Annotated in this window: 20 protein-coding genes; 13 read left to right on the forward strand and 7 right to left on the reverse strand. The window is 49.0% G+C overall.

Annotation, left to right across the window (positions count from 1 at the left end; genetic code table 11):
* Nucleotides 1-17: 17 nt before the first annotated feature.
* Nucleotides 18-4,211, reverse strand: coding sequence for a CHAT domain-containing protein (locus QVE43_RS01180; RefSeq protein ID WP_288003912.1), 4,194 nt, complete (start codon nucleotides 4,209-4,211; stop codon nucleotides 18-20).
* A gap of 112 nt (nucleotides 4,212-4,323) precedes the next feature.
* Between QVE43_RS01180 and QVE43_RS01185 the strand changes: the two genes are divergently transcribed.
* Nucleotides 4,324-4,725: a hypothetical protein gene (locus QVE43_RS01185; RefSeq protein ID WP_157630041.1), complete on the forward strand. Its 402-nt coding sequence runs from the start codon at nucleotides 4,324-4,326 to the stop codon at nucleotides 4,723-4,725.
* On the opposite strand, the gene QVE43_RS01190 is transcribed toward QVE43_RS01185, so the two are convergent.
* Genes QVE43_RS01190 through tyrS form a run of 3 tightly spaced genes read right to left on the reverse strand, consistent with a single transcriptional unit; the run spans nucleotide 4,717 to nucleotide 7,968 of the window.
* Nucleotides 4,717-5,616, reverse strand: a complete 900-nt coding sequence (locus tag QVE43_RS01190; RefSeq protein WP_288003913.1) for a DUF72 domain-containing protein — start codon at nucleotides 5,614-5,616, stop codon at nucleotides 4,717-4,719. The two genes, QVE43_RS01185 and QVE43_RS01190, sit on opposite strands and share 9 nt — an antisense overlap.
* A 2-nt stretch (nucleotides 5,617-5,618) precedes the next feature.
* The gene (locus QVE43_RS01195) at nucleotides 5,619-6,629 is read right to left on the reverse strand and encodes an NAD(P)H-dependent glycerol-3-phosphate dehydrogenase (RefSeq protein ID WP_288003914.1); all 1,011 of its coding nucleotides are present in this window, start codon (nucleotides 6,627-6,629) and stop codon (nucleotides 5,619-5,621) included.
* Nucleotides 6,630-6,675: 46 nt separating this feature from the next.
* Entirely contained in the window at nucleotides 6,676-7,968 is a 1,293-nt protein-coding gene (tyrS, locus tag QVE43_RS01200; RefSeq protein WP_288003915.1) for a tyrosine--tRNA ligase, read from the reverse strand.
* A gap of 194 nt (nucleotides 7,969-8,162) precedes the next feature.
* Here tyrS and QVE43_RS01205 point away from each other — a divergent pair, with 194 nt between their 5' ends.
* Both QVE43_RS01205 and QVE43_RS01210 read left to right on the forward strand, forming a co-directional pair.
* Nucleotides 8,163-8,396 (forward strand): hypothetical protein, encoded by a 234-nt coding sequence (locus QVE43_RS01205; RefSeq protein ID WP_288003916.1) that lies wholly within the window; start codon nucleotides 8,163-8,165, stop codon nucleotides 8,394-8,396.
* Nucleotides 8,397-8,443: 47 nt separating this feature from the next.
* On the forward strand, nucleotides 8,444-8,680 hold the full coding sequence (locus tag QVE43_RS01210; protein WP_288003917.1) for a hypothetical protein: 237 nt from the start codon (nucleotides 8,444-8,446) through the stop codon (nucleotides 8,678-8,680).
* Nucleotides 8,681-8,798: 118 nt separating this feature from the next.
* Here QVE43_RS01210 and QVE43_RS01215 read toward each other — a convergent pair whose 3' ends face one another.
* Nucleotides 8,799-11,234 carry a TonB-dependent receptor domain-containing protein gene (locus QVE43_RS01215; RefSeq protein ID WP_288003918.1) on the reverse strand — a complete coding sequence of 812 codons (2,436 nt, stop codon included), beginning with the start codon at nucleotides 11,232-11,234 and terminating at the stop codon, nucleotides 8,799-8,801.
* A 205-nt stretch (nucleotides 11,235-11,439) separates the two neighbouring features.
* Entirely contained in the window at nucleotides 11,440-13,119 is a 1,680-nt protein-coding gene (locus QVE43_RS01220) for a DEAD/DEAH box helicase (RefSeq protein ID WP_288003919.1), read from the reverse strand.
* A 217-nt stretch (nucleotides 13,120-13,336) separates the two neighbouring features.
* Here QVE43_RS01220 and hisB point away from each other — a divergent pair, with 217 nt between their 5' ends.
* From hisB to QVE43_RS01250, 6 genes are all read left to right on the forward strand, one after another.
* Nucleotides 13,337-14,491, forward strand: a complete 1,155-nt coding sequence (gene hisB / locus QVE43_RS01225) for a bifunctional histidinol-phosphatase/imidazoleglycerol-phosphate dehydratase HisB (RefSeq protein WP_288003920.1) — start codon at nucleotides 13,337-13,339, stop codon at nucleotides 14,489-14,491.
* Nucleotides 14,492-14,547: 56 nt separating this feature from the next.
* Nucleotides 14,548-15,504 (forward strand): transketolase family protein, encoded by a 957-nt coding sequence (locus QVE43_RS01230; protein ID WP_288003921.1) that lies wholly within the window; start codon nucleotides 14,548-14,550, stop codon nucleotides 15,502-15,504.
* A 107-nt stretch (nucleotides 15,505-15,611) separates the two neighbouring features.
* Nucleotides 15,612-16,151, forward strand: a complete 540-nt coding sequence (locus tag QVE43_RS01235) for an RNA polymerase sigma factor (protein WP_288003922.1) — start codon at nucleotides 15,612-15,614, stop codon at nucleotides 16,149-16,151.
* A 65-nt stretch (nucleotides 16,152-16,216) separates the two neighbouring features.
* Entirely contained in the window at nucleotides 16,217-16,666 is a 450-nt protein-coding gene (locus QVE43_RS01240; RefSeq protein ID WP_288003923.1) for a hypothetical protein, read from the forward strand.
* 24 nt (nucleotides 16,667-16,690) lie between these two features.
* Nucleotides 16,691-17,152 carry a hypothetical protein gene (locus QVE43_RS01245; protein WP_288003924.1) on the forward strand — a complete coding sequence of 154 codons (462 nt, stop codon included), beginning with the start codon at nucleotides 16,691-16,693 and terminating at the stop codon, nucleotides 17,150-17,152.
* 48 nt (nucleotides 17,153-17,200) lie between these two features.
* A complete protein-coding gene (locus tag QVE43_RS01250) occupies nucleotides 17,201-17,410 on the forward strand; it encodes a hypothetical protein (protein ID WP_038029624.1) in 210 nt (69 codons plus the stop codon).
* A gap of 116 nt (nucleotides 17,411-17,526) precedes the next feature.
* Here the strand turns inward: QVE43_RS01250 and QVE43_RS01255 are convergent, their stop codons facing one another.
* Nucleotides 17,527-18,237, reverse strand: a complete 711-nt coding sequence (locus QVE43_RS01255; RefSeq protein ID WP_288003926.1) for a YceI family protein — start codon at nucleotides 18,235-18,237, stop codon at nucleotides 17,527-17,529.
* A gap of 245 nt (nucleotides 18,238-18,482) precedes the next feature.
* Here QVE43_RS01255 and QVE43_RS01260 point away from each other — a divergent pair, with 245 nt between their 5' ends.
* The 4 genes from QVE43_RS01260 to QVE43_RS01275 are packed head-to-tail and all read left to right on the forward strand — an operon-like array spanning nucleotide 18,483 to nucleotide 22,580.
* Nucleotides 18,483-19,619 carry a PAS domain S-box protein gene (locus tag QVE43_RS01260; RefSeq protein WP_288003928.1) on the forward strand — a complete coding sequence of 379 codons (1,137 nt, stop codon included), beginning with the start codon at nucleotides 18,483-18,485 and terminating at the stop codon, nucleotides 19,617-19,619.
* A 22-nt stretch (nucleotides 19,620-19,641) separates the two neighbouring features.
* Nucleotides 19,642-20,832, forward strand: coding sequence for an ATP-binding protein (locus QVE43_RS01265; RefSeq protein ID WP_288003929.1), 1,191 nt, complete (start codon nucleotides 19,642-19,644; stop codon nucleotides 20,830-20,832).
* Nucleotides 20,829-21,866: a response regulator gene (locus QVE43_RS01270; RefSeq protein ID WP_288003931.1), complete on the forward strand. Its 1,038-nt coding sequence runs from the start codon at nucleotides 20,829-20,831 to the stop codon at nucleotides 21,864-21,866. The genes QVE43_RS01265 and QVE43_RS01270 overlap by 4 nt, the downstream gene beginning before the upstream one ends.
* Before the next feature lie 27 nt (nucleotides 21,867-21,893).
* Nucleotides 21,894-22,580, forward strand: coding sequence for a nitroreductase family protein (locus QVE43_RS01275; protein WP_288003933.1), 687 nt, complete (start codon nucleotides 21,894-21,896; stop codon nucleotides 22,578-22,580).
* The last annotated feature ends 25 nt before the right edge of the window (nucleotides 22,581-22,605 follow it).

Consider the following 22,605-nt stretch of genomic DNA (forward strand, 5'->3'; position numbering starts at 1 on the left):
TATACAAGACCGGAATATTATTCAATACCTGTAATGACGAAGCTTCCCCAATAGTAAGGGTGTGGGTACTCTTTGCGCAAGCGCTCTTGTGCCTGACGGAAGGCAAGATGCGTATTGCCATTTTTCAGATATGATTCATAAAAGTAGCTCATAAGCTTTTGGGTGGCTTCATCGTTGACCTTGAAAAGGCTCATGACAACGCTGCGTGCACCGGCCACCAAGAAAGCGCGCTGCAGTCCATAGACGCCTTCGCCTATTTGTACGTCACCGAGTCCCGTTTCACAGGCCGAAAGCACTACCAGACGGGTATTGTCCAAGGGCAGGTTTTGTGCTTCATAAGCAGTAAGCACACCGTCGGCTGTGTTGATGGCGGCCGCGCCTTCGTTAAGCAAGCGCCCCCCGTCTTTGAGCAGCAGGCCGGAGCGCAGCATAGGGTCATTGGCCAACAGGTTTTCAAAAGAGGTATTTTCCGAATAGTTGTCACTACCGGGGGCAAAAAAACCGTGGGTTGCAAAGTGAAGGATGCGTGGTGGCTGCTTGAGTTGTTTAATGCTTTGCTCGGTGGCATTGGCGCCCAAGAGCGTGAGAATTGGCCAGTTGAATGACTTTAGCAGTTGGGCAATGAGGCGGGCTTCCAGCTCGGCGCCGGGTAATGGGGGTACTTCTCCGCCAAAATCCGGATTGCCCACAATAAGCACCTGCCCGGCAGTGGTTTTTTGCTCTATGGGCGCCGGACTGCGTTTCAGCAGCTCTTTACTGTTGCTGATATAGCGTATGTCGTAGGTATCGAAGACATAGTTGTCCTTCAACGGGCGGTAAAAAGCAGCTATGTTGATTTGATTATATACGCCATCGGGCGAAACAAACACACGTTTGACCGTGGCGGGCAGGCGCTCTTCGATATTCTGCCAGAATTGCTCATAAGAGAAGCGGTCGCGCAGCTTGAAGCGGGTGGCGTTGCGGTAATAGTTGTAGTAGCGGTTTTCGAGTGTCTTGCCTTCCTTAAAGATTACCGGCACAGGGCGCTTGCCTGCAGGCAGCAGGATGTAGGCTACATAATAAACCGAATCGGTAAATGCATTTTGCTGTGGGTCGAAGTGTTGCACCCGGATGAGCTCAATGGCTGCCTCGTCGGGCTGTAGTTGTTTTTGTACTTGTTGCCAATTGACTTTTTCTACTTTCAATTTATTGAAAAGGGCGGCGCGCTCGGACAGCTGCTTCTCCAGCCGGTTGATTTCCGACTCCAGGACCAGTACATTCACTCCACTGCGTAGTTGGTCTTCTTTGCTCAAGTTGAGCAGGGCTGCCAGCTGTTCTTTTCTTCTTACCCATTGGTTGTAAAGGGCTGTCAAGGTGCTGTCTTGGCTTTGGGTCAGCTGTTGCCGGGTTTTTTGTCCGGCATTGAGCAGAATGGCTTTGGTAGTCAGAGTATAGTTGAGCAGGGTTTCGTGCAGGGGGCTGCCCGCAGGACGTCCTGTAGCCAATGATTTGAACAGTTGGAAGTGGGGCTGTATGCTTGCCCAATATTTGGCTTTTTCGCGCTCGCTCAGGCTGGGGAAATAGCGCTCGATAAATAAGAGGTAGCCGTCCAGGCTCTGTTGGTAAAGTGCGGCTGCCGAGTCCACTTGCCCTTTGATATAAGCCAGGCGCGCCAAATAACTGATTTGACGGACATAGGCAGGGTGTTGTTCGCCAAAGGCACTGGCATAAATGTCTCTTGCTTCTTGAAAATAGGCGCGGGCGTCATCATAAGCCCCTTCGCTTAGGCTTACTTCGCCCAATAGGCTTTTGACATAAGCCACTTGGTGGTGTTTTTTACCAAACTTATTGCCGTAAATTTCTTCGGCTTGCTTTAAGAGCCGGACAGCATCGCCGTAGCGGCGCTCGTTTTTATAAAGAACGGCAAGCGAGCTTATCAGTTGGGCATAGGTGGGGTGTTGTTTGTCGAAAGTGCTTGCTGCCAAGTCGATGGCTTCCTTTAAAACGGCTTCGGTTTCGGCATAGCGTTCAGGGTGCAGGCTATACTCTATGAGGGCTGCTTCGCTCAATATATCGGCCATTTTAATATGCAGCTTGCCCAGTTTGTCTATTTGTATGCGCCGAATCAGCTCGGCTTCGGCTTCGGCTTTTTCAATGTCACCCAATTCTATATGTATCTTGGCTTGTTGTGTAAGGACATCGGCATACTTGAGTGACTGCTTGCCGTAGCTTTTTTCTGCAATATCGAGCGCTGTGTAAATATGTTTTTGTGCGTCGGTATAGTTGCCTTGCAGGATGAGCACGCTTGCCATGGCTTGATGGGGGCGGATGAGACGGCGGCTGTTTGCCCCGTATTTTTTTTCTTTTTTGTCCAGAACGTCTGTAAGCAGCCGCAAGGTGCTTTCAAACTCGCCCATGCGGGCATACACCTCGGCAAGCTCTTCTACAGAACCGGCTTTGAGTGCCGTATAGTCGGTAGGAATGCCTTGTTTTTTTTGCTTTTTGGCTGCTTGGCGCTCTACGGCAGTAATGGTGGCATTGGCTTGGCTGAGTAGCTGGGTAGCTCTGCCGTAGTCGCTGATGGCGGCATATACTTTGGCTACTTGCATCAATGCCAGGGCATAGTCGATGCTTTCGGGGTCGCCATTCTTTTCTATGATTTGCAGGGCATCCTGTGCTTCTTCACCGGCTTGTTTGAACTCCCCGTTTTCTTGCAGTATTTCAGCAAAAAGCAGTTTGGCGCGTGCCACTTTGATATGCCGTTCGCCATAGCGCCGGTTGAGTTGCTCTACGGTCTGCTGCATGAGGGCTTTGGCACGTGCGTAACGGTCGTTGAGTAAAAAGAATTCGGCATATAAGCGGTGGTAGGCAGGCGAGAGGTAGTGACCAAAATACATTTTCTCTTCGAAAAGTTCTACCGGCACTTCTTTTTCAAATATATTTTTGGCTTTTAGAAAATCTTCGCCATAATTGACGTGGAAGCCGGCCCAATCAACTTGGGCAAGGCGGTAGGCAAAGGTTCCGGGGATGAGGCGCTGCTGCTGGGCTTCCAAATAGCGTTGGTTCAGCTCCTCTGCTTTTTGTATGGACACGTCGTTTTGCACGTAGAGTTCCGTCCATACGCGCAGCAAGTCGGCGTAGATAGGATGATCTTTGGGAAGCTTTTCGTTTTGGGTGATGCTAAGCAGGATGGCTTCGGCTTGTTTGAAGCGTCGGTCACGGATGGCGCGCTCCATCTCAATGATTTGTGCTCTGAAATAATAGGGGGACTGCTTGCCGTAATATTGTTCTGCGACGCGCTTCATCTCGCGTATGTTGGCATTTTGCACGAACCGCAGTTGCCGCCGCTTTACACTGTTGCGTGCAATGCCTTCGAGCAGGTGCAAATAGGTTTTACTTGACTCCTTAAAAGCAAAAGCATAATAGAGCTGGGCACGCTGTGCCATCTTATAATACGAGGTGGCTTTGGCGTAATTCTCCTGTGCATCATAATTCTCGCCGAAGGCAATCAGGTGTGCGGCATAATCCGGGTCGGTAACGCCCACCAGGCGGCGTACTGTGAGGTTGTAAGTCTTCAGCAGCGAGTCAGCTTTTTCGTAATCGCCATACACGGTTTGGGCGCGTGCTTGCAGGGTGAGGTCGCGTGCCAGTTGCCGTTTTACAAAGCGCTTTTCCGGACCTGACAGCTTGCGGGCACTGCCTTCTGCCTGTTGGCGGCGCTCCTTGGCTGCTTCCTGTGCCAATGCATAGGCTTGCGCAGCTTCTTGGCTTTCCAGCAGAAGCCATGCTTGCATTTCTTTGTAAAAAGTCTTCACCAAAGGGTCTTGAATGCGGCTGCTGTCGATGGCTGTCAACAGCTGATGCGCACGCCTGAAGTTGCCATATTCAAGATAAGTATGGGTTAACAATAGTTGCCCCAAGGCAAAGCTGTCGCCTTGGTCTTTTGCTTTTTCCCATATTTTACCGCTTTCTTCAACGGCCTTTTGCATGTCTTCGAAACGTGCCAAGGCTTCCAGGTTGCGGGCTTGAAGGGCTTGGAACCAAGCTCTTTGAATATCACTTTTGGCACGGCTTAGTTTCTTTTCTGCCAATGCATGGGCACGCTTATAGTCGCCCATGCGGTAGCTTTTTTCAATATTTTGCGTTAGCTTTAAGTATTGCCTCAATACTTGCGCCTCGGAAGGCAGGCTGAGAAGCAATATAAACAAGATGGCAACCCCCAATCGTTTCATAAGCTTTCTTGTGTAAGTTTTTTCATATATCATGTAAGTTTACAAAAATTGCACCATTTTAGCACACTCTTTGCGTCAGGATAAACCAAAAACCAAAATTATTGAAAAGCGTATGCGTGGATTGTATGTATTGTTGTTGTCTGTTTGTGTGTCGGCGTTTTCATTTTCACAGCCTTCGGTCATAGGCAAGTGGCGTTTGGTAGAAATCCGTATGCACCAAATTGTAATTACAGAGGCAGAAATGGCGGCAAAGCGTTTGGGGAATGTGATGGTGTTTGCAGAAGGCGGCATATGTCAGGTATATCCGGACAATCCGAAGGCCAAAGTGCTGACCAGTCGTTGGTATTGGGACCGTCATCCGGAAAAGCCCGCCCTTATCATAGAAGCCCGTGACCCGATGGGTAAAGTCGTGAAGCAGCGTTTTGAAGTAGAGAAGCCCAACCGCAAAACACTGATTCTGCACATAGGCGAAGGCATCGACAAAGAAAGTTATGTGTACCGGGCGCTAAAATAGAGATTGTTGTATGTCGAAGCGTTGAGGTACTTTTAAATCCAAACCAAGCTTTTGATTCAACTGACAGATGAGGTAGGCTGCCAGGTCGGGAGCCTGCACATTGTCCGGTTCATGAACGAAGAAAAACACTTGCTCTATCCCTTGTGCTTGCCAATGTGCCAACCGCTCGACCCACTCGTCTATGCGGCTGTAATCGGTGGGGTGCAGCCCGTTGCCTACGAAGCGAATCATGGCTGTGGCATTGCATAAGCCCATGTGCAGCACATCACGCCGCCCGGCAACGTCTGTAATCACCAGTCCGGCACCATAACTGTGCAGCTTATCGGCTGTTCGTGAGAGGTACTTAAACCAGGAAGCATGCCGGAACTCTATGGAAAGGGGTAGCTTATCGAAGGGGTAACTATCTAAAAAACGAAGCAAAAACGTAGATTGCCGCGTTGTGAAAGCAGGGGGAAGCTGCATAAAGGGCGTGCCTAAGCGTTCGCCCAAAGCATCGCAAAAGGCAACAAAAGCTTCTATTTCTTTTTTCAGAAAAGGACCATCCAGCTGATGACTGATGCTTTGGGGCAACTTAGGGCAAAAACGAAAGCTGCCGGGTGTTTGTTCTACCCATTTTTGAACGGTGGTGCCGCCCGGCAAGGCATAGTGGGTGCTGTTGAGCTCTATGGTATTGAATTGGCGGCTATAATGCCATAAGTACTTCTGAGAAGGGGTTTGGGGCGGATACCATTTGCCTGCCCACTCTTTTTGTACCCAGATGGGGCAGCCGACAAACCAACGAGTAGCTTGCTTGGTTGTGGCTGCCTTCGACAGGTAATAACGGTTAAAGGCAGGGTCGGGGGGGAGTGAAAAATCGATACCACTGATGTCGCTTACTTTACCGAACTCCATACCTATTGCAGCTCTGCACGTATTTTTTCAAACACTTTCTTTGCCGGCACTTCTTCATACAGTATTCTGTACACCCCGTTCATGATAGGGCAAACCACGCCGTGCTTACGGCTGATTTGATAAATACCCTTGGCAGCATAATAACCTTCGGCTACCATTTTCATTTCCATCTGTGCCGATTTTACACTATACCCCCTGCCTATCATGTTGCCAAAGGTGCGGTTGCGACTAAATTGAGAATAAGCCGTAACCAGCAAATCGCCCAAATAGGCGGTATGAGTCAGTTCACGGTGTAGCGGGTAAACCGCATCGATGAGCGCCTTCATTTCACGCAGGGCATTGACTACCAATACGGCTTGAAAATTGTCGCCAAATCCAAGTCCATGGGCAATGCCACAACCAATGGCAATGATATTTTTCATGATGGCGCAATATTCCACACCGTAGAGGTCATCGAAGGGGGTGGCTTTCACATAACGGCAGTTCATCAACCGGGCAAAGGCTTCGCTGATGGCGAAGTTAAGCGAAGCAATCGTCAGATAGGACTGCCGTTCCAAGGCTATCTCTTCGGCATGGCAGGGACCGGCAATGACAGCCATGTTCTCTTCGGCAAGCTCAAACTGCCGGCTTATCCATTGGGTCACCAGCAGGTAGTCTTCGGGAATGACCCCCTTAACCCCCGACACTACTTTTTTTGAGGACCAATCGTCGGCGGTGGTAGAAGAAAGCGCTTCCTTAACAAAGGCAGCGGGGATGGCCACCACCACCCAGCGGGCCGGTGCCAGCACCTCCCGTATCGAGCTGCTGACTTGTACGACTCGCTCCGGCCGGATTTCCACATCGCTCAAATAGCCGGGGTTGTGCCGGTAAGTGCGTATGTGTTCGGCTGTTTCCGGGTTGCGCACCCACCAGTGAATGGCTGCCTGCTCGTTTTCCGATAGTATTTTCACAAGGGCGGTAGCCCAGCTCCCACTACCTAAAACGGCGATTTCTTGCTTCTGTGTAGTGCTCATAAGCCTTTTCAAATAGGGTGAATGCCCCTAATCAGGGGCATAAGTGTTAGTCGTTGACACGAACGAGGTAGTATTTCTTTTTACCATGCTGCACCAGCAGGTAGTGCCCTTGAAGCAGTTCAAACTGAGGCTTGGCCTGTGGGTCGCTTACCTTTTCTTTGTTTATGCTGACGCTATTGGCTTGAATTGCTTTGCGGGCTTCGGATTTCGACTTGAAAATGCTGCCCTGCGTGACCGTGGACAGCAGGTCAGTGATGCTTTCACAAGCTTGGTATTCGCCCCGGCTGATGCTTACTTGCGGCACCCCTTCGAATATCTCGAGCAGCGTCTGCTCGTCTATTTTTTTGAGGGCTTCCACTGCATCTTTTTTAAAGAATATTTCAGTGGCTGCTTGTGCCTTTTCCAGCTCTTGGCGTGAGTGGATACGCTCGGTGAGCTCTTCGGCCAAGGTGTTTTGCAACACACGCAAGTGGGGCACTTGTCTATGTTGCTCTATCAGAGCTTCGATTTCTTCACGCTCTTTTAAGCTGAACACTTTGATTAAGCGTTCGGCGTCTTCGTCGCTTACGTTGATCCAGAACTGATAGAACTTGTAAGGCGAAGTCATTTTGGGGTCGAGCCATATGTTTTCGCCCCCTTCGGACTTCCCAAACTTGGTGCCATCGGCTTTGGTGATGAGCGGGGTGGTGAGGGCATATGCTTCGCTGCCGGCAATGCGTCGAATCAGCTCGGTGCCGGTAGTGATGTTGCCCCATTGGTCGGAGCCGCCCATTTGCAATTTGCAGTTTTTGTTTTGATACAGGTAAAGGAAATCGTAGCCTTGCATGAGTTGGTAAGTAAACTCCGTATAAGAAATGCCTGTTTCCATACGGTTTTTTACCGAATCTTTAGCCATCATGTAGTTTACGGTGATGTGCTTGCCCACGTCGCGCAGGAACTGCAGGAAACCGATTGCTTTGAACCAGTCGTAGTTGTTCAACAACTCTGCCGAGCATTCGCCCGCGTCAAAGTCCAAAAACTTAGCCAACTGCTGTTGTATGCACTGTTCGTTGTAGCGGATGGTTTCTTCGGAAAGGAAAGCACGCTCGGCGTTTTTTCCACTGGGGTCGCCTATCATGGCTGTGGCACCCCCCACCAAAGCAATGGGCTTATGCCCTGCCAGCTGAAAATGCTTCAGGAGCATAATGGTAGCCAGGTTGCCTATATGCAAAGAGGGGGCGGTGGGGTCAAATCCTATGTAGGCGGTGGTTACCTCCTTATTCAGCTGCTCTTCGGTGCCCGGCATCATATCGTGCAACATGCCGCGCCACTTGAGCTCTTCAATAAAAGATTTTTTCATTGCTGCTTTGTTTTTTGGATGCTTTGGGTGCCAAAACTAATGAATTGTGCCTAAAAAAGCGAATAAGCAAAGGCAAAGCGTTGGTCGAGCGCCGGTTGTCTTTTATCGCTACAAAGCGTGCTTTTGTAGAAAGCAGCGTCTTTGAGAAAATGCTGTTTGTATCTTTATGTTAGAAATTAAACAAAATTAAATTCATGAAAGCCAATCTTCTTCTTCTAAAACAGTGGTGCGAACGCGACCTTTCACCGATGGCGTGGCAGCGGATAGCTCTGCAGGCCTATGCCCGCCTTAGAGATAAAGGCTATAGCATTAAAGAACTACAAAACCCACCGTCAGACATGAACTTGGAAGGAGAAGACTTGGCTGCCATATGCGACGCCATCCGGGAGTTGTACAAAACAGATGCACCGCTCAATGACTTGGCTTGAAGCAAAAGAAAATAGAAAAATAAAGGATTTACCTAAGGGAAAGAAAGATGATACAGATCGTGAAAATCAAGGAAGTTTGTGAACAAAAGCTGTCACCGGTAGCATGGCAACGCATAGCCACGCACCTGGCGCCCCATTTTATGAGAAAATATGCCTTAGGCTTAAAAGAACTCTTCATGCCTTCTGAGGGGCTGCTGTGTGATGAGGAAGACTGGCAGCATATACAAACAGTCGTGCAGAAACTATATGAATGCACGTTTTCGGAAGAAGAAGTGTTGGCATAGCCCCGGCTGTGGCGTATTCAAGCAGTAACTTTGGCTTTATGTAAGGCTCATTTTGAAGCTTGACACCATGAAAAAAGCTACCTCGCGGGGTAGCTTTTCTGTTTTTTAAACCATGCGATTACATGCCCTCGCCGCCATCGAAATCACCGCCGTCGAAGTCGCCATTCCGGTTGCGGTTCTGCCGGCGTTTGAGTTGTTTGCCGAAGGTGTATTGGAAGCTGAACATGATGGTACGTGTATTCCCTCTAAATTCGAAGTAGTTATAAAGAGCATCGGTGCGGCGCTCACTGCCGAAGCGCATGCTTTGAGCTATATCGCGCACATTCAGGCTGAGGGTGCCGTTTTGCTGCAGTACTTTTTTGCTTACGCCTATGCCATTCATAAAGAAAGCAAAGCGGGTGCCCTGTGCCGTAGCCGAGGGGGAACGGTAAAACAAGTTGCCTTGCAGGCGCCAGTCGCCGGGCAGCGAAAGGGTAAGCATCGTGCGCACATCCCAGGCATAGGCATCATTGAGCACCGATTCGTCGAGGTTGCTGCCGTCGATGATGAGGCGGTAATACGAACCGCTTATGTTCCAGTTCAGCTTGCTTGAGGGTTGAAAGTTCAAGATGAGCTCACCGCCATAGTTTTGCGAAGAAGCAATGTTTTGAGGGAAGTAAACGACCGTATCGCCTTTTTGCTGACCCAACACGCCTTGGATGACATCTTGCGTGTATTTGTAGAACGTATTGACGGTAATGTTGAATTTATCCCAGTCTTGTTGGTAGCCTATTTCTGCCGAATGGGTAAGTTCAGGACGTAAGAAGGGGTTCCCGCTTCTTTGCACCAAGGGGTTGCTGAAGCTACGGAAGGGGTTCAAGTCCCGAAATGAAGGGCGGTTGATACGACGGCTGTAGGTAACTTTTACCTTCTTGGCGTCGTCTATGTTATAAACGACCGCAGCACTGGGGAACAGGTTGAAATAATCTAAGCGGAAGGTTTCACCTGTGTTCAATAATTTAGACTCGGTGTAGGTTTGCTCTACACGCAGGCCGGCTTCCATTTCCCATTTGCCCATCCTGGCAGCCCACAACCCATAGGCTGCATGCACTTGCTCTTGATAACGGAATTCATTACTAAAGCCGGTATTGGTGACCCACTCATTGCTCAGGCGGTCTTGCAAGAGAAAATCACGGTTGATTTCCCGGATAATACTTTTGGCACCGGCTTCTAACTTCATATTTTTTTGAATGGGGCGCTTATAGTCCACTTGGAATACCCACATGCCGTTGTTGTTGTTGTTGCTTGAGCGTTGGAAAAAATCTTCGCCGTTGGAGCTGCCATCGGCAAGGAAATAGTTTTCTTCAAAATCACTTCCTTCGGTTTCCCAGTTTTGGTTATACGAGGCATAGGCGCTAAGGCTGTGGTCGCTACCCTTGATGCGCCAGTCATAATTCAGCGACACGCCATAGTTGTTTTCGTTTTCATCTTCCCATGAATAACGGTAGAAGTAGTCCGTCAGCTGACGGTCGGCATCCAGGCTTGCGTTATAGACTGTGCGGTTTTGGTAGGAGTCTTCCAGCCCATATACTCCTTCCAAGCGCAAAGAGTGCTTGTCATTGATAAAATGCTCTATACCGGCGGTGGCAGTGCCCGAGCGGCGTATACGGTAGAAATCCCAATCCTGATTCAGGAAGGGCGTGGTGCCCGGCAGGAAGTTCTCGCGGCGCACGGTGATATTGCCAATGCGGGTGTCTTGGCTCCCATTGAGGCTGCCGTAAATATTCCACTTGGGTGTTTGGTAGTTGAGGTCCACACCTGCATTGTAGCGGTCATAGTTGCCAATGCTCAGCTGTGCCGTTCCATTGAGCCCTCTGTCTTTGGGTCTTTTCAAAATAATATTGATGATACCCGCCCCACCATCGGCATCATAACGGGCCGAGGGGTTGGTAATGACTTCGATGCGCTCGATGGAAGAGGCAGGAATGCGCTCGAGCACCGCCTGGCGGCTGGTGCCTGTGAGGGCTGACTGCTTGCCGTTGATTAAAATGGTAACATTTTGGCTGCCGCGCAAACTGAGTGCCCCGTTTTCATCGACTTGTACCGAGGGGATATTGCGCAGCACGTCTGTTGCCGAACCGCCGGCATTGACCAAATCTTTGCTGACTTCATAGGTAAGGGTACCAATCCCCGTTTGCATCATTTCTTTTTCGGCAACCACTTCTACCTCTTCGAGTGCTTGCGCATCTTGCCGCAGAGTGATGGTGCCTAACTGAATGTCTTTGCCTGCAATTTCTATTGTTTTCTTGTAGCTTTGATAACCAATGAATTCAATGGTGATTTGATATTTCCCATTACGGGGGAAAGCCAGCGTGAAGTAACCTTCTTCATCACTGGTTGCGCCTGTAAAAGCTTGTGCTTCTTGTGGAATGGTACCAACAATGGTAGCATAGGGGAGGGGCTTGCCTTCGCTGTCTACCACTCTGCCGCTTACCTTGCCTTGTGCCCACAGGCTCGATGCACTCAGCATCAAGCCCATCATGAGTAATAGCCGTGCATACATACTCTTTTTCACTTTGTTCTTTTTTAGTATTTGACAATAAATCTGAAGTAAAGTTTTTTCTTACTTTTTTGCTTTGTATGGTAATAACGAGCCGGCAGGCTGTTTTTATATATGCCTTCTCAAAATTTATGGATGTCCGGAAGTGATTTTTTACTTTCTAAAGCAAGAAAAGCCCCGGAGGGCTTTGTCTTGTTTTTTATGTTTTAAAAGAGCCGGGCTATTGTTTGATGCGCGGGCGTCGTTTTTTCTTGCTGCCTTCTGACACTTCAATATTTACCCGTTTGCCTTTGATTTGGCGGTTTTGCATCTCCCGCACAACCATCTGAGCAACATCTTGTGGCACTTCCACAAACGAGAAGTTATCGAGCAGTTCAATCTCACCGATGCTTTTGCCCGGAATACCTGTTTCGCCGGCAATGGCACCTACGATGTCGTTGGGGCGCACTCTGTCTTTTTTACCTACACTTAAAAAGAGGCGTGTCATGGGACCGTTGTCCCGGTTGCGGCTTTTACGCTTCTTGCGGGTGAGGTCTTGGTTGTAGCCATTGGACGAAAACGACGTCTTTTCCGGCCGGAAGCTTACTTCTTGTTCTTCTTTTAGCAGGTGCCCCAATTGTTTTTGCAACAACACCATGGCTACCTCTTCGGCACTTATGCCTGCTTCGTATAGCGCATGCAGTGCCGTTTTGATTTCATCATGAGGCTGCGCTGCTTGAAGGTTTTCTATTTCAGCTTGTAATTTCTTTAAGTGAAATGCAAGGATATCCTGCCTGGTGGGCGGGTCTATTTTGTTGATTTTGCCTTTGGTGTAGCGCTCAATGTCGCGCAGGCGATATTGGTCTTTGCGTGAAGACACGAGGTTGATGGCCACGCCATGCCTTCCGGCTCTACCGGTTCGCCCGATGCGATGCACATAGTACTCCTCATCCAAGGGCAGGTCATAGTTAAAGACCGCCTCCACGTTCTCTACATCGATACCGCGCGCCGCCACGTCGGTAGCAACCAGCACTTGGCAATTGCTATTGCGGAATTGGCGCATCACCTTGTCGCGCTGTGCTTGTGAGAGGTCGCCATGGATGACTTCGGCGCGTATGCCTAAGCGGTTAAGAGAGTCGGCCACCTCGTCGGCGGTACGCTTCATGTTGCAAAAGATGACACTTAGTTCATAACCATAGGCTTGAATAAAGCGGGCAATCAGTTGCGGTTTCAGCGGCTCTTTTACCTCACAATAATATTGCTCGATACGCTCTACGGTGAGCTCTTTGCGGGCAATCTTGATGATTTCGGGGTTTTGCTGATAGCGTTTGGTGAGCTCCATAATGGGGCGGGGCATGGTTGCCGAGAAAAAGACCGTTTGTTTCTCTTCGGGCATGCGCTGCAAGATATGTTCTATATCCTCACGGAAGCCCATATTGAGCATTTCGTCGGCTTCGTCCAACACTATCATGCGCACGTGGTCCAGTTTGAGGGTGCCACGGTGCAAGTGGTCAATCATACGGCCGGGCGTGCCAACAATGACGTGCACCCCTTTTTTGAGGGCTCTTATTTGCTTGTCGATAGACTCGCCGCCGTAAATTGCCAGGCTGTAAATGCCTTTTTGGTATTTGCTGAGCTTGTATATTTCTTGTTCTACCTGCACTGCCAATTCGCGCGTAGGGCAAAGCACTACGGCTTGCGGCGCTACCAATTCGGGGTCGATGCTTTCGAGTAATGGAATCGCAAAGGCAGCTGTTTTACCGGTGCCCGTTTGGGCTTGTCCAATGACATCTCTGCCTGATAATAAAAAGGGGATGGTTTGCGATTGAATGTCAGAAGGGGTTTCATACCCCATGTCGCGTACCGCTGAGCATATCGCTTCGGATAGCCCAAGCGCTTGAAAGTTTTGAGATTGTTGCATACTTTGTTTTCCTTATCTTCCTTGCCGGTGTCTTCCCCTATGACAACAGCAAGCGACAAATAAGGAATGCAACGGCTTGGAATGATTCAAGATTTATAAAAAATGTTTTAAAACACAAAGGTAGGGATTCGTAACGGCATTTGCAAATAAAAATGGCTTTCCGGGCTAAAAAAATATTTTTTAGCTTTGGCAAAAAAACAATAAACCGGCTATGAGCATGAATAGCAAGAAAAAAATTCTTTTCCTTGACCGCGACGGCACCTTGATTGTGGAGCCCCCGGAAGACTTTCAGGTGGACAGCCTCGAAAAGCTTCAGTTTGTGCCAAAAGTCATCACTGCCCTGCATCGTGTGGTTACACAAAGCGATTACCTCTTGGTCATGGTGACCAACCAAGACGGGCTGGGCACCCAATCCTTTCCGGAAGATACTTTTTGGCCTGCCCATCAAAAAATGATGCAAACCTTTGAGCAGGAAGGTATTCGTTTTTTCGATGTGCATATTGACCGCACCTTCGAGCACGAAAACGCACCCACACGCAAGCCCCGCACAGGTCTGTTGACCCATTACATGGAAAGCGAGGAGTATGACCTCGCCGCTTCGTTTGTGGTGGGCGACCGCCTGAGCGATGTGCAGCTGGCGGCCAATTTGGGGTGCCAAGCTATCTTATACACGGCAGAGGAAGAAAAATACCGCAAATGGAAAGCCGAAGAGGAGGCGCTGAAAAAGCAATACCCTTGCTTGCGTCTGATTTGTAATGACTGGTACCGGCTGGCGGACTATGTGTTGATGCACAAGAGCCGCCGGGCACAGATACACCGCCAAACCAATGAAACGGATATAGTGGTTGCTCTGGATTTGGATACCCCCACGGAAGCTGTTATTCAAACGGGCATTCCTTTTTTTGACCATATGTTGCACCAGGTGGCGCGCCATGCAGCCTTTGGCTTGCAGCTGGAAGTGAAAGGCGACCTGGAAATAGACGAGCACCATACCATAGAAGACACCGCCTTGGCGCTGGGGCAGGCTTTTGTGCAGGCACTCGGAAAGAAGTGGGGCATCCGGCGCTACGGGCATTTTTTGCTGCCTATGGACGAGACCATAGCGCAGGTGGCTGTTGACTTTTCCGGGCGCCCTTATTTGAATTTTCATGCCCAATGGCACCGGGAGCGTGTGGGGGGCATGCCTACCGAAATGGTCAAACACTTCTTTGCCTCTTTTTGCCATGCGGCGCAGTGCAACTTATATATGAGGGTGGAAGGCGAAAACGACCATCATCAAATAGAGGCTTTGTTCAAGGCTTGGGCACGTGCCATGCGTATGGCGGTAGAAATCATAGATGACCGCTTGCCTTCTACCAAGGGAACTCTTTAAAAGCTTTATATTTGCCCGGGTGAAACCAACACAACCATAAAAAATAAGCTCTCATTATGACATCTTTTCAAATACTTGGGCACAAAGACACCCGTTCGGGCTTTGGCGACGGCTTGCTTGAAGTAGGCAAGCAAAACCCCGAGGTAGTTGCTTTATGTGCAGACCTCACCGGCTCGCTTAAGATGACCGCTTTCCAAAAAGCATTTCCCGGGCGCTTTTTTGAAGTGGGCATTGCCGAAGCCAACATGATGGGCATTGCTGCCGGCTTGAGCATCGCCGGCAAAATCCCTTATACCGGTACCTTTGCCAACTTCTCGACCGGGCGTGTTTACGACCAAATCCGGCAGTCTATTGCCTACTCGCATAAAAATGTGAAAATATGTGCTTCGCATGCGGGCATCACCTTGGGCGAAGACGGGGCCACCCACCAAATCTTGGAAGACATCGGTATGATGAAGATGCTGCCCGGCATGGTGGTTATCAATCCTTGCGATTACAATCAGACCAAGGCGGCTACCATTGCCATCGCCGAGCATTACGGTCCGGTATATTTGCGTTTTGGGCGCCCCAAAGTGCCGGTGTTTATCCCCGAAGACATGCCTTTTGTTATAGGAAAAGCGCTGCATTTGCTGCCCGGTACCGACCTGACCATTTTTGCTACCGGCCACATGGTCTGGAAATCAATAGAAGCCGCAGAGCATCTGGCAAAAGAGGGCATATCCGCAGAAGTTATCAATATACACACCATTAAGCCCCTGGATGAAGAGGCGGTGCTGGATGCCGTCAGCAAGACACGGGCGGTGGTCACTGCCGAAGAGCACCAACGCAATGGCGGATTGGGTGACAGCATTGCGCAGCTGCTGGCACGCAGGCTGCCGGCACCTATGGAGATGGTAGCTGTCAACGACTCATTCGGTGAAAGCGGCAAGCCCGAAGAGCTCATGGAAAAATATGGTCTTTCGACCCGCCATGTGGTGGAAGCAGCCAAGCGCGTACTTGAAAGAAAAAAATAAATTTGTTCATGCCTCTTAAACCTTTGCCGCCCGGCAGGGTCTAATAAGCAAGATGAAAAAGACCTGTAGTCACAGGTCTTTTTTTGCCTTGAAGTAACCGTGCTTATATGGAAGATAAGGAGCTTTTAGCACTGATAAAAAAAGAAGAGAGCCGGCAATATGGGTTTCAGCTGTTGGTGCGCAAATATCAAAAGCAAGTATATCATCATATCAGGCGGATGGTCATCAGCCACGAAGATGCCGACGACCTGACGCAAGAAACCTTCGTGAAGGTATGGCAAAACATAGATAAGTTCAGGGAAGACGCCAAACTTTACACCTGGATTTACCGCATTGCCACCAATGAAACGCTGCGCTTTCTGGACAAAAAAAAGCGCCGTTGGGGCTTGCCCCTAATCAATGTGGGAGAGCAGCTCGAGAAACTGGTGGACAACGTCCCTTACATCAGCGGCGATGAAATCAGTCGCAAACTCCAGAAAGCCATGCTTCGACTGCCTGAAAAGCAACGGCTTGTGTTTCAAATGAAATATTTCGACGACATGAAATATGACGAAATAGCCGAAGTGTTGGGTACTACGGTGGGCAATTTGAAGGCGGCTTATCACTGGGCAGTCAAAAAAATAGAGGCATATTTAAAGGAAGATTAAACCTTACGTATGCAAAAGGTGTCTAATAAACTGAAAAAGAAAAGTACTTTAAAAACAGAAAGAGGATGAGTTGGTATGAAGAAGGCAAAAAAAACCTCTTTGAAGTGCCGGAAGGTTACTTCGATGAGCTGCCGCAGCGCATACAACGCAGAATAGAGGCAAAAAAGAGAGGACGCCCATGGTATGCAAGGCTGCAAGGGGTATTGATGCAGCCACGTTGGGCAGTGTCGGTATCGGTGGCGGTGCTGGCCGCTTTGGTCTTTTGGTTCTCGCCCAACAGCACCAAGCATGAGCGCATGATTCAGAACATAGATGACCAAATATTGATAGAATATTTGTCTCATGAGGTGCCTTCGTCGCGCTTGATTGAAGAAGTGCCCGAAGATGAATGGGAGAAAATTATGGGTGAGCTGGAAATAGAACAAGAAACATGGAAATACGACGGGCAGCTACCGGCCGAAGAGCACAAACCAACGACCTATGATTCTATAGAGTCATCGACCCGGCAGTTGTAAAAAAATTAGTAAAATCAGTAGGCTATGTATCGACTTTTGAATGCTTGTATCCTTATCATATCTGTCTTTTACTGGCTGTTGGCAGGCATAAACACCCCCGCGCATGCCCAAGGACCCGGCGGAGGCCGTTGGCAGCAAATTGTGGAAGCACGCAAGGAGTTTGTCAAATCACGCATACGCTTGCGCCCCGAACAAGAAGAGCGTTTTTGGAAAGACTATGAGGAATACATGCGGGCTCGTCAACAGCTCCTCGTGGAGCGCCGGCGCCTGAAGCCGGAAAGTGTGAGCCGTACGGCATCCGATGCCGAGTTATATGCCTTCATAGAGCAGCATATGGCACTCAAGAAAAGGGAAATAGAGCTGGAAGAGCAATATTATCGCCGCTTCAAGTCTTATTTGACAGCCGAGCAGCTGTTTGAGCTGCACAAGACCGAGCAAGAGTTTGTCCGCTGGTTGTTGGAAGAGTTGCGCGAGCGCCGGCGGTGAGTCCAAAAATACCTCTCACCTTTTCTTTTGTAATGGAGCAGTTGTCATATGTGGCAGCTGCTTTTTTGTTGGGCTGCCACAGTAGTTGCCTTTGGCTTATTGTTGAGAAATTCGACTTATAAAGGCAGTCTGTACTATCAACAAGTGTACGAATGGGCGCTGTCCATGCCGGAAAGTTTTATGGAGAAAGATAAAAGAGAGCGGGAAGGCTTGGTAAAGGCAGCACGGGCGCTTTCAAAACAGCAGCAAATGCAGTAGGAAATAGCCGTGAGAACTTCCGTCCGAAAAAACAAACCTTCTGCAGAGACTTTTTAGCTTTCTGCAGAAGGTACTTTGTGTGCGTGGGGCAATGCCCAATGCCAAACAACTGACGCTTATTGCTTGTTGGCTTTAAGTGTAATACTTAAGTTGATTTCGGGATTGATAATTTTATCTTCTACGGTTTGGTCTTTGCCGTAGTTTATGTTCCAATCGTAGCGGTTGATGTTGAATTTAGCTACGGCTTCCACGCCATTGTCGGTAACAGTAATTTTGGCGGGGAAGCTCACGCCTTTGGTTACCCCTTTGATGGTCAAGTTGCCGCTTACTTCGTGGGTGGGGTCGGCAATGCTAAAGTTGGGATCTACCTCGCCACGCTCTTTGGTGTTGTCCCATGCTTTGATTTCGGTGATTTCAAAGGAGGCTTCCGGGTAGGTCTCTACCTCAAAAAAATCGGCACTTTTCAGATGGCCGGTCAGCTTTTGGTTTTCTTCGCTGCCTTCGGGCAGGTCGGTTACTGTCAGGCTGTTCATGTCTACCACGAACTTGCCGCCTACTACTTCGTTGCCTTTTACGTACAGCTCACCACTTTTGAGTTTGAGAAAACCTTCGTGGCGGCTTCCTATTTTTTTGCTGCCAATCCAATCGATCCGGCTGTTTTCCAAATCTACGGCATAGGTAACAGCCTGTGCCTCTTCTTGGGCTTGTTCTTCGGTCTTGGCTTGTGCTTCGCCGGTTTCGGCTTTGTCACTTTCAGGAGTGCTTTCGCAGCTGAACAACAAGCCGCTTATGGCTACAATGCTAAGTGCATAAAATAACTTTTTCATCGCTTATTTTATTTTTAGGTTTACAATGCAAATATATAGTGCTTAAATGAAAAAACAAAATCAATGTATCAACATTGAATTGTTGTTTGGCTTTGTGTTTATTTTGCTGTCTTTTTCTTCTCCGGCTTATGCCTGCTTTAATTTACCAAAAGAAAAACGTTATATTCCCTGCCTGCTTGTAAAAAGAATGCTACTTTTATGTAATTTTTTACTGCGACCCGGAAAATAAAAAAACACTTTTGCGCATGTCTTCTTACTACGACGACCAAAGCCAGGAAGAATTATTGACCCGCTTACAGATGATTATAGAAAGTGCGGTAGATGGTATTGTTACTATTGACGAACATGGTATTATCGAAACGTTTAACCACTCGGCGAGTCGCATCTTTGGTTACGAACCCGGCGAAGTCATAGGCAAGAACATCAGCATTTTGATGCCGGAACCTTATCGTTCGGCACATGACGAGTATATTGCGCGTTATTTGCGCACGGGCGAAAAACGCATCATCGGTATTGGGCGCGAAGTGTTGGGGCAGCGCAAAGATGGCAGCATTTTCCCCTTTTTTCTGAGTGTGGGAGAAGGCATGGTGAATGGGCGCCGTATCTTTACCGGCATTGTACGTGACATGAGCGAACAGAAGGCAGCCGAGCAAAAGGTGCGGGAATATGCCAAAGCTTTGGAGCGAAGCAATCAGGAGTTGGAAAGCTTTGCCTACATCGTATCACATGATTTGCAAGAACCTCTGCGCAAAATACAGGCTTTTGGTGAACGCATATTGAAGAAAGAAGCGGACAGGCTCTCAGAACAAGGGCGCAATTACCTGGAACGCATGTTGAATGCCGGTGAGCGCATGCAGCGTTTAATTGAAGACCTGCTGCTGTTTTCGAGAATTACCACACGCCGCCAGCCTTATGAAACACTCTCTCTTGACGAAGTGATGGCAGAAGTGCTTACAGACCTGGAATGGCAAATAGAACAGCGCCGGGCGGCAGTCGAAATAGAAGGTGGGCAGCTTTCTTTTGAGGCAAGCAGGCGCCAGATGCATCAGCTGCTTTTGAACTTATTGAGCAACGCATTGAAATTTCAAAAAGAAGGCGTGCCGCCACATGTACGTGTCCGGGCTGCTTACTGCGAGCAGGAAGGAAAAGAGTGGATAAAAATAGAAGTAAGCGACAATGGCATAGGCTTCGATGAACAGTTTGCCGATAAAATCTTTGTCATCTTTCGCCGCTTGCACCATGACCATGAGGGAACAGGCATTGGTTTGGCTATTTGTAAAAAAATTGTAGAGCAGCATGGGGGGCGCATCGAAGCACGTGCCCGGGAAGGCGAAGGGGCTACTTTTGTCATACACCTGCCACGGAAACAACCTTCTGCATAAGTCGAAAACAACCACATTTGATATGATAGAGCAACAAATAAGCATATTATTGATTGATGATGACGAAGAAGATTATTTGATTCTGCGGGATGTGGTGGAAGATATCCCTTTTCGCGGCACGCGCTACACCGTGGAATGGACGCCCGACATCAAGCAGGCATGGGAAGCCGTAAAAAGTGGCAGCTATGACGTGTATTTGGTCGATTACCTTTTGGGCGTACACGACGGCCTTACCTTCATTCGCAAAGCCGTGGAAGAAGGCTGTACTCAGCCCCTGATATTGCTTACCGGGCAGAATGACCCGTCCATAGACGAGCAAGCCATGTTGGCCGGTGCAGCTGACTACTTGGTGAAAGGGCGCTTCGATGCCGACCAACTCGAGCGCGCCGTGCGTTATTCAATGCAGCATGCCAAAAACCTGTATGAAATCAAACTACTGAACGAATACCTCGAAAAGCGGGTAGAGGAGCGCACCCGGCAGCTGCGGGAAGCTTACCAACAGGTAAAACAGGCATTGGAAAAAGAAAAAGAACTGAACGAGCTGAAATCCCGTTTTGTGGCCATGGCTTCGCACGAGTTCCGCACCCCTTTGAGTGCCATCTTGTCTTCGGCTTCATTGATTGCCCGCTACGACAAAACCGAGCAGCAGCCGCAGCGTCTTAAACATGTGCAACGTATCCAAAAGTCGGTGCAAAGCCTCAATGCCATTCTCAATGAGTTTCTCTCTTTAAGTAAAATAGAAGAAGGCAAAGAGAGCGTACAGCCCAAATCGATAGACATCGTAGCCTTGGTTGCTGACTTGCGCGAAGAGCTGACCCCTTTATGTAAAGAAAACCAGCATATCGTCTGCAAAATGCCCGGCGATACTTTGGCTTGGACACAAGACGAGCGCATATTGAAAAACATCTTAACCAACTTGCTAAGCAACGCCTTGAAGTATTCCGAAAAAGACGTTGAGCTGCAAGTGCAAGTGGACGCGGCAGGCGAAAAGCTGCGCATCGAAGTAAGGGATTACGGCATTGGCATTCCACAGGAAGAGCAGAAATATGTGTTTAGCCGCTTTTTCCGGGCAGGCAATGCATCCAACGTATCGGGCACCGGTTTAGGTTTACACATCGTAAAAAAATATGTAGATTTGATTGGCGGCGATATAGCCTTTCAAAGCCGCGAAAACGAAGGAACCGTATTTTATTTAACCATTCCACGTCTATGAGCAAAAAAATACTCGTAATAGAAGACCACGAAGATATTCGCGAGAATATCATAGAAATCCTTTCGCTCTCGGGCTATGAAGCCGAAGGAGCACGCAACGGAAAAGAAGGCTTGGAAAAAGCCCAAAGTCTGTTGCCCGACTTGATTATTTGCGACATCATGATGCCGGAGCTCGATGGTTACAGTGTCCTGAAAATACTGGCACAAAAACCGGAGACCGCTTCCATTCCTTTCATTTTTCTTACAGCCAAAACCGAGCGCAGCGACATACGCAAGGGCATGAGCCTGGGCGCAGACGACTACTTGACCAAACCTTTCGAAGAAAGTGAGCTGCTCGAAGCCGTGGAAGCCCGCTTCCGCAAGCAAGAAATCCTGCAGAAGCACTATGCCAATACAGCCGAAGGCATGAAAAATTTTGCGCAAGATGCCAAACAATGGATAGACCTGCTGCGTCCCGAAGAATATAAAACCAAAACCTATAAGAAAAAGGAGAGCATTTATTGGGAAGGTGAAGTCGCTCATTTTGTGTATTTGGTAGAAGAAGGGGAGGTGAAGACCTTCCGCGTCAATCCGGAAGGCAAAGAATTGATTACGGCCGTTTACAAGCCCGGCGATTTCTTCGGATACCTGGACGTGATGGCCGGCGACAAACACAACGACACGGCCGAAGCCCTGCAAGATACGGAACTGCTGCTCATCCCCAAAGAAGATTTCGTGCACCTCATATCCGGCAACCCGGCCGTGGCAGTGCGCATGGTAAAAATGTTGGCCGGCGCAGTGAAAGAAAAGGAAGAAAACCTGCTTCAGATGGCATACGATTCGGTGCGCCGGCGTGTAGCCAAAGCCTTGGTGAAGCTGGCAGAAGACGACTTCAATGCCGAAGTGCATCTTTCCCGCGAAGAGCTGGCAAACATTGTAGGCATTGCCAAGGAAACACTTATCCGCACGCTATCCGACTTGAAATCGGAAAACCTTATAGAAGTGAAGGGCAACACCATTCGTGTGCTGCAAGCCGGGCAATTGTTACGCATATAGCATTCAACAAGAAACCATCGCTTGAACATGAACGAACGAAAAAAAATAGGGGATTACTGGTTCGTGCGCTATGAAAAAGAAACCTATCCGCCCGAGGAAATGAAAGCGCGCGCAAAAGCATTTTTTGAATGGGCCAACCGGCGCCGTACGGTGCGCGACTTTTCCGACAGGCCTGTACCCCGCGAAGTGATTGAATATGCCATCCGTACGGCTTCTACGGCGCCTTCCGGAGCCAACAAACAGCCTTGGACTTTCTGTGTGGTGGAAAACCCCATGCTCAAGAAAGCCATCCGCGAAGCCGCCGAGCGCGAAGAGTATGAAAACTACCATGGGCGCATGAGTGAAACCTGGCTTCAAGACCTGGCTCACTTGGGCACCGACTGGCAAAAACCTTTTCTGGAAACGGCTCCTTATTTGATTGTCGTCTTTAAGCGCATTTATGAGCCGGATGAAGAAGGCGTAAAACGGCAAAACTATTATGTAACCGAGTCGGTAGGATTGGCCTGTGGCATGCTGCTCATGGCATTGCATCATGCCGGTTTGGTGGCACTGACCCACACACCAAGCCCCATGAACTTTTTGAGCAAGCTATTGGAACGCCCCGACAATGAGCGCCCTTTCTTGCTGATTCCCGTGGGCTACCCTGCCGATGAAACCTATGTGCCCGACATCAAGCGCAAACCCTTAGACCAAATTTGTGTTTGGTACTCTTAGAAGGATAAATTGTATCTTTGTCCGA

This window comes from Thermonema sp. (genome assembly GCF_026003375.1).
In the GTDB taxonomy this organism is placed as follows: domain Bacteria; phylum Bacteroidota; class Bacteroidia; order Cytophagales; family Thermonemataceae; genus Thermonema; species Thermonema rossianum.